General features: G+C 71.0%; 12 protein-coding genes. 4 read left to right on the forward strand and 8 right to left on the reverse strand.

Annotation, left to right across the window (positions count from 1 at the left end; all coding sequences use genetic code 11):
• The first annotated feature begins 60 nt into the window (after positions 1–60).
• The 3 genes from AKH00_RS03645 to metX all read left to right on the forward strand — a co-directional run bounded on the left by AKH00_RS03645 (position 61) and on the right by metX (position 3747).
• A complete protein-coding gene (locus AKH00_RS03645) occupies positions 61–1383 on the forward strand; it encodes a bifunctional o-acetylhomoserine/o-acetylserine sulfhydrylase (RefSeq protein ID WP_050721324.1) in 1323 nt (440 codons plus the stop codon).
• Positions 1384–1521: 138 nt separating this feature from the next.
• The gene (locus AKH00_RS03650) at positions 1522–2475 is read left to right on the forward strand and encodes an endonuclease/exonuclease/phosphatase family protein (protein ID WP_050721325.1); all 954 of its coding nucleotides are present in this window, start codon (positions 1522–1524) and stop codon (positions 2473–2475) included.
• A 63-nt stretch (positions 2476–2538) separates the two neighbouring features.
• Positions 2539–3747 carry a homoserine O-acetyltransferase MetX gene (gene metX / locus AKH00_RS03655; protein WP_050721326.1) on the forward strand — a complete coding sequence of 403 codons (1209 nt, stop codon included), beginning with the start codon at positions 2539–2541 and terminating at the stop codon, positions 3745–3747.
• 8 nt (positions 3748–3755) lie between these two features.
• Here the strand turns inward: metX and AKH00_RS03660 are convergent, their stop codons facing one another.
• The 5 genes from AKH00_RS03660 to AKH00_RS03680 are packed head-to-tail and all read right to left on the reverse strand — an operon-like array spanning position 3756 to position 8082.
• Positions 3756–4382 carry an NUDIX hydrolase gene (locus AKH00_RS03660; RefSeq protein WP_050721327.1) on the reverse strand — a complete coding sequence of 209 codons (627 nt, stop codon included), beginning with the start codon at positions 4380–4382 and terminating at the stop codon, positions 3756–3758.
• 52 nt (positions 4383–4434) lie between these two features.
• The gene (locus AKH00_RS03665) at positions 4435–5652 is read right to left on the reverse strand and encodes an MFS transporter (protein ID WP_050721328.1); all 1218 of its coding nucleotides are present in this window, start codon (positions 5650–5652) and stop codon (positions 4435–4437) included.
• A 9-nt stretch (positions 5653–5661) separates the two neighbouring features.
• On the reverse strand, positions 5662–5994 hold the full coding sequence (locus AKH00_RS03670; RefSeq protein WP_050721329.1) for a thiamine-binding protein: 333 nt from the start codon (positions 5992–5994) through the stop codon (positions 5662–5664).
• Positions 5995–5998: 4 nt separating this feature from the next.
• Positions 5999–7240 carry a hypothetical protein gene (locus AKH00_RS03675; RefSeq protein ID WP_235556676.1) on the reverse strand — a complete coding sequence of 414 codons (1242 nt, stop codon included), beginning with the start codon at positions 7238–7240 and terminating at the stop codon, positions 5999–6001.
• The gene (locus tag AKH00_RS03680) at positions 7237–8082 is read right to left on the reverse strand and encodes an NAD(P)H-hydrate dehydratase (RefSeq protein WP_050721330.1); all 846 of its coding nucleotides are present in this window, start codon (positions 8080–8082) and stop codon (positions 7237–7239) included. The genes AKH00_RS03675 and AKH00_RS03680 overlap by 4 nt, the downstream gene beginning before the upstream one ends.
• A 67-nt stretch (positions 8083–8149) precedes the next feature.
• On the opposite strand from AKH00_RS03680, the gene AKH00_RS03685 reads away from it, so the two are divergent.
• Positions 8150–9217, forward strand: a complete 1068-nt coding sequence (locus tag AKH00_RS03685) for an NADH:flavin oxidoreductase/NADH oxidase (protein ID WP_050721331.1) — start codon at positions 8150–8152, stop codon at positions 9215–9217.
• Between the two features lie 63 nt (positions 9218–9280).
• On the opposite strand, the gene AKH00_RS03690 is transcribed toward AKH00_RS03685, so the two are convergent.
• From AKH00_RS03690 to AKH00_RS03700, 3 genes are all read right to left on the reverse strand, one after another.
• Positions 9281–10342, reverse strand: a complete 1062-nt coding sequence (locus AKH00_RS03690) for a hemolysin family protein (protein ID WP_050721332.1) — start codon at positions 10340–10342, stop codon at positions 9281–9283.
• A complete protein-coding gene (locus AKH00_RS03695; RefSeq protein WP_050721333.1) occupies positions 10339–11655 on the reverse strand; it encodes a hemolysin family protein in 1317 nt (438 codons plus the stop codon). The genes AKH00_RS03690 and AKH00_RS03695 overlap by 4 nt, the downstream gene beginning before the upstream one ends.
• 108 nt (positions 11656–11763) lie before the next feature.
• Positions 11764–13218 carry a GuaB1 family IMP dehydrogenase-related protein gene (locus tag AKH00_RS03700; protein ID WP_050721334.1) on the reverse strand — a complete coding sequence of 485 codons (1455 nt, stop codon included), beginning with the start codon at positions 13216–13218 and terminating at the stop codon, positions 11764–11766.
• Between the last annotated feature and the right edge of the window lie 87 nt (positions 13219–13305).

Here is a 13305-nt window from a genome sequence, read left to right on the forward strand (position 1 = left end):
CGTACTGTCGCTGCAAGGCATCCGCCGCTTCGACCTTTCGACCGTTCCAGGGGGAACAACATGTCCGCACCCGAGACCTGGCGTTTCGAGACCAAGCAGATCCACTCCGGAGCCGCACCCGACCCCGTCACCAAGGCCCGTGCGACGCCGATCTACCAGACCACGTCCTACGTGTTCGACAGCGCCGACCACGCCGCGAACCTCTTCGCGCTCGCGGAGTTCGGCAACATCTACACGCGCATCCAGAACCCGACCCAGGACGTGCTGGAGCAGCGTCTCGCGGCGCTCGAGGGCGGAACAGGCGCGCTGGTGCTCTCCAGCGGTCAGGCGGCGTCGACGTTCGCCGTGCTGAACATCGCGCAGGCCGGCGACCACTTCGTCTCGTCGAGCTCGATCTACGGCGGCACCTACAACCTCTTCAAGTACACGCTCGCGAAGCTCGGCATCGAGGTCACGTTCGTCGAGAACCAGGACGACCCCGAGGAATGGCGCCGCGCCGTCCGGCCGAACACCAAGCTGTTCTTCGCGGAGACCATCGGCAACCCGCAGATCAACATCCTCGACATCCGCACCGTCGCCGACGTCGCGCACGAGTCCGGTGTCCCGCTCATCGTCGACAACACGATCGCGACCCCGTACCTGATCCGCCCGTTCGAGCACGGTGCCGACGTCGTCGTGCACTCCGTCACGAAGTTCCTCGGCGGACACGGCACCACGATCGGCGGCGTGATCATCGACGGCGGCACGTTCGAATGGTCGAAGAACGTCGAGAAGTTCCCCGGCCTCACCGAGCCCGACCCCTCGTACCACGGAGCCAGCTACACGACGGCCGTGGGCGACCCTCTCGCGTACATCATCAAGGCGCGCGTGCAGCTGCTCCGCGACCTCGGCTCGTCCATCGCCCCGCAGAGCGCGTGGAACCTCATCCAGGGCATCGAGACGCTGTCGCTGCGCATCGAGCGCCACGTGCAGAACGCTCAGGACATCGCGGAGTGGCTCGACGGCCGCGACGACGTCGCGAGCGTGAACTACTCGGGCCTGCCGTCCTCGCCGTGGTACGCGGCTGCGAACAAGTACGCCCCCCAGGGCGTCGGCGCGGTGCTGTCGTTCGAGCTCAAGGGCGGCGTGGAGGCCGGACGCGAGTTCGTCAACAGCCTGTCGCTGTTCAGCCACCTCGCGAACATCGGCGACGTGCGCTCGCTCGTGATCCACCCCGCGTCGACCACGCACGCCCAGCTGACGCCCGAGCAGCAGCTCACGGCCGGCGTCACGCCCGGTCTCGTGCGCCTGTCCGTCGGCATCGAGAACATCGACGACCTCAAGGCCGACCTCGACCAGGCCCTCGCGGCCGCACGTCGCGTCTCGGAGGCCGCGCGCGCCTGACAGCGCCCGTTCGGCACGAAGCGCCCCGGCACCGCCCGGGGCGCTTCGTCGTATCCGGACGGAGCACGCGGCCTCCCAGCGCTCGGCGCACGCACAGGCGTTCCGACGAGAATGGGAGGCCGCCCACGAGGAGCCCCGATGACCGTCGTCGCACACCCGCAGCCGTCCAGGTCCCGCGCGTCCCGGCCGTCCCGTCGCGGGGCCACCGCCCGGGTCATCGCGGTGATCGGGCTCGTGCTCCTGCTGCTCGTGGTCGCCTCGTGGGTTCCCGGCATCGTCGGCACCGCGGCATCCGTCGTCCTCCCCTGGGTCGGCCTCGCTCTGCTCGCCCTCGTGGTGCTCGCTCTCGTCCGGGCACGGCGTGTGCTGCTGCTCCTCCTGGTGCCGGTCGTCGTGTGGGCGCTCGCCATGGGCCCGTCCGCTCCCGGGTTCGCAGCGGCCACCGCCTCGGATGCGACGACACTGCAGGTCGTGAGCCAGAACGTCCGCGCGCACTCCGGCGGAGCAGCGGCCTCCGCTCAGGAGCTCGCCGCGACCGGCGCCGACGTGATCGCGCTCACCGAGCTGGACGCCGAGAGCCTCGCCGCCGCGCGCGAGGCCCTCGCCGGCGACTACCCCCACTCCTACGCGGTGGGCACGGTCGGCATGTGGAGCCGCTATCCGATCGGCGACGCCGAGGCCCTCACGCTCGGACTCGATTGGAAACGCGCGATGCGCGTCACGGTGCAGACGCCCGACGCCGAGGTCGCGGTGTACGTCATGCACGCCGCATCCGTCCGCCCCGGCCACCAGCAGGGGCGCGACACCATGCTGTCCGGGATCGCCGACGCCGTCGCCGCCGACCCCGCATCGTCGGTCGTCGTGGTGGGCGACTTCAACGCCGCCTCGGCCGACCCCGCACTCTCCGACCTGCGTGCCAGACTCGACTGGGTGCGCCCGACCGATGGATCGCTCGGGTTCACCTGGCCCGCCGGGCTGCCGCTCACCCGCATCGACCACGTGTTCGCCCGCGGCCTCGACGTGCTGTCCTCGACGACGGTCCGTGCGGGCAACAGCGACCACTTGGCGACCGTGACGAGCTTCGGTCTCTGAGCGACGCTCCCGGAGGTCCGTAACGTTCGGCATCCGACCCGCCACCCACGGGAGAATGGATGCATGGACTGGCAGACGACCTCGGAGGACACGGTGCCCTCGGCGCCCGTGACGGAGGCCGATGTGCGCCTGCTGCGGGCCCGACCACCGGCGACCGGCGGATGGCGCGACGGCGACCCGCTCGGCGGACGCCGGTTCGCCGCATTCGGGGCGTTCGCGACCGAGAGCGGCGCCGAACTCCCCGGCATCCGACTCGCGTTCGAATCGTGGGGCGAGCTCAACGCCGCCCGCGACAACGCGATCCTCGTTCTGCATGCCCTCACGGGCGACAGTCACGTCCGCGGCGAGGCCGGCGCGGGGCATCCCACCGCGGGATGGTGGGAGGACATCGTCGGTCCCGGTGCGCCCCTCGACACCGATCGCTGGTTCGTGATCGCCCCCAACATGCTCGGCGGATGCCAGGGTTCGACGGGCCCGGCCAGCATCGCCCCGAACGGCTACGAGTGGGCCTCGCGATTCCCGTATCTCACCATCCGCGACCAGGTCGCAGCGCAGGTACGGCTCGCCGACGCGCTCGGTATCGATACCTGGGCGGCTGTGATCGGCGGTTCGATGGGCGGGATGCACGCACTCGAATGGGGAGTGGAGCACCCCGAGCGCGTCGAGCGTCTCGCCGTGCTGTCGTCTCCCCCGGTGACGACGGCCGACCAGATCGCCTTCAACACGGTGCAGCTCGAGACCATCCGCATGGACCCGCGCTTCCAGGGCGGCGAGTACTACGACCTGGCCGACGGCGACGGGCCCCATCGCGGCCTCGCCCTGGCCCGTCGCATGGCGCTGCTGAACTACCGCAGCCCGATCGAGCTCAACCAGAGGTTCCAGCGGTCGTGGCAGTCCGACGTCTCGCCCCTCGGGCACGGCGGGCGCTTCGCCGTCGAGTCGTACCTCGACTTCCACGGCAACAAGTTCACGCGGCGCTTCGACGCCAACAGCTACGTCACGCTCGTCGAGGCCATGAACTCCCACGACGTGGGGCGCGACCGCGGCGGCGTCGAGGAGGCGCTCGCACGTATCACGGCGCGCACCCTCGTGCTGGGCATCGACAGCGATCGGCTGTTCCCGGTCGACGGACAGCACCGCATCGCCCACGGCATCCGCCACACCCTGGACGGCGCCGAGGCCGTGGTGCTGACGAGCGACTTCGGGCACGACGGCTTCCTGATCGAGACCGCCGCGGTCGGACACCATCTCGGGCGGCTGCTCGCCTCCTGAGCGATGACTCAGTCGTCGTCGCCGGTGATGACGAGCCGCCACGGCAGCGAACCGGTCTCGAGCCGGAGGTCGTCCCACACGAACGCCGTGCCGTGATCGGTCTCGTGCACCTGAGTCGTGAACATCCGGGCGATGCCCGCTGACGCCAGCGCCGACTCCACCGAAACCGCATCCCGCAGCTCGTGGAGGGTCATCCAGGTGGGCGGGAACAGCGCCCACTGCCCCGCGGCGTGCCGCTCGAGAGCCTGAGCGGGCGTCACCCACGCGGTGTCGACGACCTCGCCCTCCGAGGGTGTGAGCTCGCCGTCCGGCGCCGCGGCGAGGAAGAACCACGTGCGGATGCGCACCGGAGCCTCGACAGGAGGCTGCCACCGCGACAGCATCACGGGATCGTGAACTGCGAGACCCACCTCCTCGAAGGTCTCCCGGACGCCGGCGCGTCCCGCGTCCTCCTCCTCCGGTGCGCCGGGACGGCGATCGGAGTCCTCGACCTTGCCCCCGGGGAAGACCCACGCGCCGGCGAAGGAACCGCGCCCCGGTCGACGCAGGAGAAGAACCTCGACGCCACCGGCGCCCGGTCTCAGCAGCACGACCGTCCCGGCGACGGGAAGGTCGAGGTCGGCGGCGTCGCTCATCCCCTCACTCTACGGTTCGCCCTGCGGCCGAGGGAGGACGAGCGCTGCGCGCTCAGCGGATGAGCGCGGGGCGTCGCGCCTCGACGCGGTACGACAGCAGCGCGATGATCAGGCCGGCGACGGCGAGCGCCGCACCGGTCCACGACGGCGCGGTGAATCCCCAGCCCGCCGCGATCACGGCACCGCCGAGGAAAGCACCGAGGCTGTTGCCGATGTTGAGGGCCGAGTGGTTCATGGCGGCGGCGATCGACTGATTGTCGCCCGCGACGTCCATCAGACGCGTCTGGATCGTCGGGCTCAGTACCGAGGAGACGAAGCCCACCACCAGCACCATCAGCGCGAGCGAGACGATCCAGAACGACAGCACCGCGAGCAGCGCGAACACCACGGCCATCGTCGCGAGCCCGAACAGCAGAGTGCGTCGCAGGTCGAGGTCGGCCAGGTGCCCGCCCACGAGGTTGCCCGCCGTCATGCCGATGCCCATGAGCACGAGGACGATCGGCACGACCCACTCCGGGGACCCGGCGATCTCGGTCACGAGGGGCGCGATGTAGCTGTACACGGCGAAGAACCCGCCGAAGCCGATCGCGCCGATGCCCAGCGTGAACCACACCTGAGGGATGCGGAAGACTCCGAGCTCCTGGCGCATGGTGCGGCCGGGAGAGCCGGGGTGCTCCGGGACGAAGAACACGATGCACACGGTCGCGATCGTGAACACGAGCGCGACGACGGCGAACGCGGCCCGCCAGCCCCACAGCTGCCCGAGGAACGTGCCGAGCGGGACGCCCACGACGTTCGCGACCGTGAGACCGGTGAGGATGAAGGCGACGCCCTTGGCGCGGTTGCCCGGGCCCATGACGTCGGCGGCGATCAGAGCTCCGATGCCGAAGTAGGCGCCGTGCGGGAGCCCCGCGAGGAAGCGCGAGACGCCGACTAGCTCGAACGTCGGCAGTACGACCGTGAGCGCGTTGAAGACCGTGAGGGCGATGGCGAGGCAGATGATGACGCGGTGACGCGGGAACCGCGCGACGAACCCCGCGATGGTCGGCGCGCCGACGACGACGCCGAGCGCGTACAGCGAGATCAGCCAGCCGGCCTGGCTCAGCGCATCCTCAGGGCTGGAGGCCCAGAGCGTCGGGAGCAGCTCGGCCGCGATGTTCGGGAGCAGGCCCATGACGACGAACTCGGTCATGCCGATGCCGAAGCTGCCGATGGCGAGAGAGAGGAGCGCCCACTTCGCCGCACCCCTCGATTCAGTCGAGGGATTCACCGGTTCAGCTTAGCGGTCTCCGGACTCGTCGATCGCCGCCTCGAGCCGCTCGATCTTGGCGTCGAGCTCGCCGGAGTAGCCGGGACGGATGTCGGCCTTGAGCACGAGCGAGACCCGCGACCCGAACGGCATGACCGCCTCGGTGGCGCGCTTCACGACGTCCATGACCGTGTCCCAGTCCGGCCCCTCGATCTCGGTGAACATGCTCGTCGTGCGGTGCGGCAGCCCGGACTCACGGACGACGCGGACGGCTGCGGCGACGGCGTCGTGCACGGAGGCGTCGTCGCGGTCGGAGCCGTCGGCGGGGGCGCCGCTCGGCGCGACGGAGAAGGCGATCAGCATGGGGTCACTCCCTGTTCGTGGACGTGTCGGTGGCGGGGACGCGGAGCAGCGCGCGGATGCCGACGGCGAGAAGCACGACCAGCACTGCGTTGCGCACGGTGAGGATGACGATCGGCAGCGCCTCGGCGCGCAGCAGGGCGTCGTAGTTCAGAGGGTAGACGAGGCAGGTGAGGGCGCACAGCGCCAGCACGAGGACCGCGGGCGCGGTGGCCCTCGCGCGGTCCATCACGAGCCACAGCAGTGCCGGCACGATCAGCCAGCTCTGGAACTGCGGCGAGCCGACCTTGTTCAGCACGATGAGCGTCACGACGAGCGACAGCGCGAGCGGCGGGAACAGACGCGGGACGGATGCTCCACGCATCGCCTTCCGCGCCCCCACCACGGTCAGCACGAGCGCGATGACCGCCATGAGCGGCGTGAGCACGGCGGCGACGGCATCCGCCCCTGGTGCCGCGATCTGGAAGGTGAGGATGTCGAAGCTGTACTCGATGCGCGCAGCGCCCGCCGTCGCGAGCCACAGGAACGGCGTCGCGGCGACCGCCTCGATCTGCAGGCCCCGACCGGTCTGCTCCGTCAAGAAGCCGAAGATCTCGGCATCGGCGCCGAGCAGGAGCAGGACGGCGACGATCACCGCAGTGACGGCGACCGTGGTCAGGAGCATCCGCATCCGGGCCCGTGCGGCGACGAGCGCCGCGACCAGCAGAGCGCCGGGCCAGATCTTGATCCAGGCTCCGATCGCCAGCAGCGCCGCAGCGACGGCGGGGCGCCGCGAGAGCCAGAGGCCGCCGATGATCGCCACCGGCACAGTGATCGCGTCGATCCGGTACATCGCGATGGGGCCGAGCAGCAGGAGCGCCCCGACCCAGAACCAGGCCGCGATGCGTCGGGGTGCGGCCGGCCGCCGACCGAGGAGGAAGGCGAAGGCGACCACGTCGAGCGCGGTCACGAGCACCGCCCAGGCGACCAGGTACGCGGCGGAGACACCGAAAGCCGCCACGAACGGTGCGGAGAGGATCTTGGTCGCGAGCATCGGCAGCAGCGCGAGCTGCGGATACACCCAGGTCTCCGTGACCCCGACGATCGGACCGCCCGTGAGCGCCGCCGTCGACCAGGGCTCGTACACGAGCACGACATCGCCCATCGGCTGGCTCGGATAGATCCAGCCCATCACCGCGATGAGCGCGTGCACCGCGGCGAAGGCGACCCAGAGCAGCAGCAGGCGCAGCCCGTGGCGGCGTGCGCTCACCGGAGGAGTCCGGCGAGGGCCTGCGGAAGCGACTCGGCGACGTCGAGCGCGACGATCGGATGCCCCGGCGCACCGCCGTCCGCACCCGCCGCGATCCGCGCGGCCGCGCCGTGCAGCCACGCGCCGGCGGCCACCGCCTCACTCGTGCTCGCATCGGGGTTCGCGGCCAGCACGGCGCCCAGCACGCCACCGAGCACGTCTCCGGTCCCCGCTGTGGCCAGCCAGCCCGTGCCTGCCTCGACACGGATCACGGCGCCGTCGGGGTCGGCGATGACCGTCGACGCGCCCTTGAGGAGCACGACGGCGCCGAGCAGCGCGGCGACCTCGGCGGCCGATCGCTCCCGATCGGAATCGTCCGGGAGGTCGAGCCGCGTGCGCAGACGGGCGAACTCGCGCGCGTGCGGCGTGAGGACCAGTGGCGCGGTGGCGTCCGGGGCCGCGTCGGCCGCCAGGTCCAGAGCGCCGGCATCGACCACGACGACCGCGTCGCCGGCGAGGATGCTGCGCAACTCGGCCTCGTCGTCAGGGCTCCGATGCGCGGCATCCGTGCCCGACCCGATCACCCATGCGCCGACGCGAGCCCCCTCGGCATGTGCGGCGACGACCGTCTCCGGACGGCGCGCGAGCACGGCGTCGGCGGCACGCCCCGGACCCACGTAGCGCACGAAGCCGGCACCGCTGCGCCACGCCGCCTCGACACCGAGGACAGCGGCACCCGGATACGCGTCCGAGCCGGTGCGAAGGCCCACGACGCCGCGCGAGTACTTGTCGTCGTCCGCATCGGGCACCCGCACGAACCGCGCGGTGTCGGCGCGGGACCAGTCGAGCGCATCGGAGGGCATGCGTCCACGTTAGCCTCCACCCGGCGCCGACGACCCCCACGCGCCGTGCGCACCGTAGCGTCGGAGTGTGAGCATCCTCTTCTCCCCGCTGACCATCCGGTCCGTCACCGTCCGCAACCGCCTCTGGGTCTCCCCGATGTGCATGTACAGCGCCGTGGACGGCGTGGTGCAGGAATGGCACCACACGCACCTGGCGCAGTTCGCCTCGGGAGGAGCCGGACTCGTGGTCGCGGAGGCGACGGCCGTCGTGCAGGAGGGGCGGATCTCCCCGCACGACGCCGGGCTGTGGAACGACGAGCAGCGCGACGCGTGGACCCCGATCGTCGCCGCCCTCCACGCGCGCGGGGCCGCCGCCGGCATCCAGCTCGCGCACGCCGGGCGCAAGGCCTCGACGTGGTGGCCCTGGGCCGAACAGCGCGGCACCGTCCCCGCAGCGGACGGCGGATGGCGGACGACCGCACCCTCGGCCGTGGCCTTCGAGGGATTCGAGACGCCGGTCGCACTCGACGCAGCCGGCATCGACGCTGTGGTCGAGGGCTTCGCCTCTGCGGCCCGACGAGCGATCGATGCGGGCTTCGACGTTCTCGAGATCCACGGCGCGCACGGGTACCTGCTGCACCAGTTCCTGTCGCCGCTGTCGAACCTCCGGGACGACGAGTACGGCGGTTCGCTCGAGAACCGCGCCCGGCTGCTGCTCCGCGTCGTGGACGCCGTCCGTGCGGCGGCCGGAGACGACGTTCCCCTGTTCGTGCGCATCTCCGCCACCGACCACGCAGACGGAGGGTTCACTCCGAACGAGGCCGCGATCGTCGGCGAATGGGCGACGACGCACGGCGCCGATCTCATCGACGTCTCCAGCGGCGGACTCGTCGCGCACCAGCAGATCAGCGTGTTCCCGGGCTACCAGGTGCCGCTCGCCGACACCGTGCGCCAGGGCGGACGCATCCCGGTGACGGCGGTCGGTCTCATCACAGCCGCCGAGCAGGCCGAGCAAGTGCTCGCCGACGGCGCAGCCGACGCGATCTTCGCCGGTCGCGAATGGCTGCGCGACCCGCATTTCGCCCTGCGCGCGGCGCACGAGCTGGGCGCGGAGGTCGCCTGGCCGCCCCAGTACGATCGCGCACGCTGGCGTTGACCGCGCCGAGCACGTGACGAGGCCCTCCGGATCGGCGATCCGGAGGGCCTCGTCGTATCCACTTCAGTGCCCGCGCACGCGCCGGGTGGCGTCCTGCACTTCGCCCACGAGCTCCTCGAGGATGTCCTCCAGGAACAGCACGGCCGTCGTACGCCCCTCCGCGTCGCGCACCTTGGCCAGGTGGCGACCGGCGCGGCGCATCACGGCCAGAGCGTCCTCGAGATCGGTCTGCTCCTGCACCGGCACCATGTGGTGGATGCGCTTGGCCGGCAACGGCTCGAAGAGCCGTGCTTCGGCGTCGGGGCCGTCCGAGGCGCGCAGGATGTCCTTGAGGTGCACGTACCCGACCGGCGCGCCCTCGCCGTCGACGATCACGTAGCGCGAGAACCCGTAGCGCGCGACGGCCTTCTCGATGTCGTCCGGCGTCGCGGTCTGCGGCAGGGTGACGAGGTCGCTGAGCGGAACGGCGACGTCGCGCGCCTTCTTGTCCGTGAACTCCACGGCAGCGGCCACGGCGCCCGCGGCGTCCATGAGCACGCCCTCCCTGCGGGACTGGTCCACGATCGTCGCGACCTCTCCCAGGGTGAACGTCGAGGCGGCCTCGTTCTTCGGCTCGACGCGGAACAGACGCAGCACGCCGTTCGCGGCGGCGTTGAGCACCCAGATCACCGGCATGAAAGCCTTCGACACCCACACGAGCGGCGGTGCGAGGAGCAGCACGGCGCGGTCCGGAACCGAGAACGCGAGGTTCTTGGGCACCATCTCGCCGAACACCACGTGCAGGAACGAGACGACCAGCAGTGCGATCGTGAACGACACGGTGTCGACCACGGCATCCGACCATCCGATCGCGTGCAGCGGCGTCGCCAGCAGGTGGTGAATCGCCGGTTCGGACACGTTGAGGATCAGAAGCGAGCAGATCGTGATGCCGAGCTGCGAGGTCGCGAGCATGAGCGTCGCGTGCTCCATGGCGTACAGCGCGGTCTTGGCCGCGCGGGAGCCCTGCTCCGCGCGCGGCTCGATCTGCGAGCGCCGCGCCGAGATCACGGCGAACTCGGCACCGACGAAGAACGCGTTCGCGACCAGCAGCACCACGAGCCAGGCGAGTCCTGCCCAATCGTTCATCGGGTCACCTCGCCGTCCGCGATCTCCGGGTTCGGGACGTAGCGGATGCGGTCGACCCGCCTTCCGTCCATCCGCACGACCCGCAGGGTGCCCGTATCAAGGGGCACCTCGTCGCCGACGCTCGGCACGCGCTCGAGCACGCTCATGACGAAGCCTCCGACCGTGTCGTACACGTCGCCCTCGGGCACGTCGACACCCGCGCGTCGACGCAGCTCGTCGGGGCGCAGTTCGCCTGGGAAGGTGATGCCGTCACGTCCTGTGACGACACCGGCCCGGGTGCGGTCGTGCTCGTCCGACACCTCGCCGACGATCTCCTCGACGAGGTCCTCGAGCGTCACCAGCCCTGCGGTGCCGCCGTACTCGTCCACGACCACCGCGAGCTGGTAGCCGCGGGCGCGAAGCTCAGCGATCATGCCGTCGACATGCGCGGTCTCGGGCACACGAAGCGGCTCGGTCGCGAGCGCCCCGGCCGGCACCTCGGCCCGACGGTCGCGCGGCACCGAGATCGCGGCCTTGAGGTGCACGACGCCCGTGATGTCGTCGAGGTCGTCGCCGTACACGGGGAAGCGGCTGTGCCCCGTGCGACGCGCGAGCTGCAGCACGTCGTCGGCCGAGTCGCTCGCGGCGATCGCGTGCATGCTCGGCCGCGCCGTCATGACGTCGGCGGCGGACAGTCGAGAGAACGTCAGCGTGCGGTCGAGGAGCGTGGCCGTGTCGGCCTCGAGCACGCCGGCCATCGCCGAACGCCGCACGAGGGAGGACAGCTCCTCGGCGGTGCGGGCACCCGACAGCTCCTCCTTCGGCTCGACGCCCATGCTGCGCAGCACTCCGTTGGCCGAGCCGTTGAGCACGACCACGGCAGGCTTGAACACGGTCGTGAAGGCGACCTGGAACGGGACGACGAGCTTGGCGGTCGCGAGCGGCAGCGCGAGTGCGAAGTTCTTGGGCACCAGCTCTCCCAGGATCATCGACAGCGCCGTCGCGACGAGCATCGCGACCACGGTGGCGAGCGGGGCGATGACCGCTTCGGGGAAGCGCCACGCGACGAGCGTCGGACGCAGCAGATTCGAGAGCGCCGGCTCCATCGTGTAACCGGTCAGAAGAGTGGTGAGCGTGATCCCGAGCTGAGCCGACGACAGGTGCGTCGACGTGTGCCGCAGGGCGCTGATCGTGAGCGAGAGGCGGGACTCCCCGCGGGCCTGGCGGGCCTCGACCTCAGCACGGTCGAGATTGACCAGAGCGAATTCGCTCGCGACGAACAGACCGGTGCCGACCGTGAGCAGCAGCCCCACGCCCAACAGGATGAAATCCATCAGAGTGACCCCTCACAGCGGAGAGGCGGGCGGTGGGGCGATGTACTGCAACTGGGAGGGTCGTCCATAGTGAGAAAATAATACGGGATCACGCCGTGCGCGAGGCCGTCACCAGCTGACCGGGAGCGCCTTGCCCTCCTCGTAGCCGGCGGCCGACTGCAGGCCCACGAGCGCGCGCTCGTGGAACTCCGCCACGGACGCCGCTCCTGCGTAGGTGAACGACGATCGCACGCCCGAGGTGATCATGTCGAGCAGGTCCTCCACACCGGGGCGAAGCGGGTCGAGGTAGATCTTCGATGAGGAGATCCCCTCGGCGAACAGCTCCTTGCGTGCCCGCTCGTACGCGTCGAGCCGTCCGAACCGCGCCTGCACCGCCTTGGTGGACGCCATGCCCCAGGACTCCTTGAAGAGGCGGCCGTCCGCATCGGACTGCAGCTCGCCGGGCGCCTCGATCGTGCCGGCGAACCAGGAGCCGATCATGACGGATGCCGCTCCCGCGGCGAGCGCGAGCGCGACGTCGCGCGGATAGCGCACTCCCCCGTCCGCCCACACGTGCGCGCCCAGCTCCCGCGCGGCCTGCGCGGTCTCGAGCACGGCGGAGAACTGCGGGCGCCCGACGGCGGTCATCATGCGGGTCGTGCACATCGCCCCCGGGCCGACGCCCACCTTGAGGATCGAGGCCCCCGCATCGACGAGGTCGCGCACACCGTCGGCCGTGACGATGTTGCCCGCCACGAGAGGGATGCCGAGGCCGAGGCCGGACACGGTGCGCAGCGCATCCAGCATCCCCTCCTGGTGGCCGTGCGCGGTGTCGACCACGAGCACGTCGACGCCCGCGGCCGCGAGGGCCTTCGCCTTGGCGGCGACATCGCCGTTGATGCCGACCGCTGCCGCGACCGCGAGGCGCCCGTCAGCGTCGAGCGCCGGCCGGTACAGGGTCGACCGCAGCGCGCTCCGTGCGCTGAGCGTGCCGACGAGGTGTCCGTGGCGGACGATCGTGACCGTCTCGACGCCCGCGTCGGTGATGACGTCGAACGCATGACGCTCCGAGCCGATGTCATCCGCGTCGAGCGCGGGGGTGCCGGCGTGCACGAGGTCACCCAGCTGCGCGTCGGGCAGCGCCGTCGCGAGGCGCGTGGCGGGGAGAACACCGAGGATGCGCTCGACGTCGAACGGCGCGGAGCCGGTCGCCACCACGATGCCGTGACCGGGAGCCGCCGGGAGCAGACGCATCGCGTCGGCGACAGAGGCCTCGGGTGGGAGGACGATCGGAGTGTCCCAGAGCACGGGCTGCGCCTTGACGTCGCGGATCGCGGCATCCAGATCCTGCAGCGGCATGTCCTGCGGCAGCACGCCCAGTCCCCCGCGCCGTGCGAGCACGGCGGCCAGACGTGGGCCGGTCACCGAGTTCATGTTCGAGGCGACCAGGGGCAGCGTCGCGGGCGTTCCGTCCTGCGGGGCGAGGTCGACCTGGAGCCGACTCGTCACGGCCGAGCGGCGGGGCACGAGGAACACGTCCGAGTACGTCAGATCGACAGTGGGTGATGCGCCGATGAACTCCATGACTCCACGGTACTCAGATCACGCGACGAGGGTGTCGCGCCTGGACGATTGCACGCCGAAACACGTTAGGCTTGATGGTCGAGAGTG

The sequence above is a fragment of the Microbacterium sp. GCS4 genome (assembly GCF_001262495.1).
Lineage (GTDB): Bacteria > Actinomycetota > Actinomycetes > Actinomycetales > Microbacteriaceae > Microbacterium.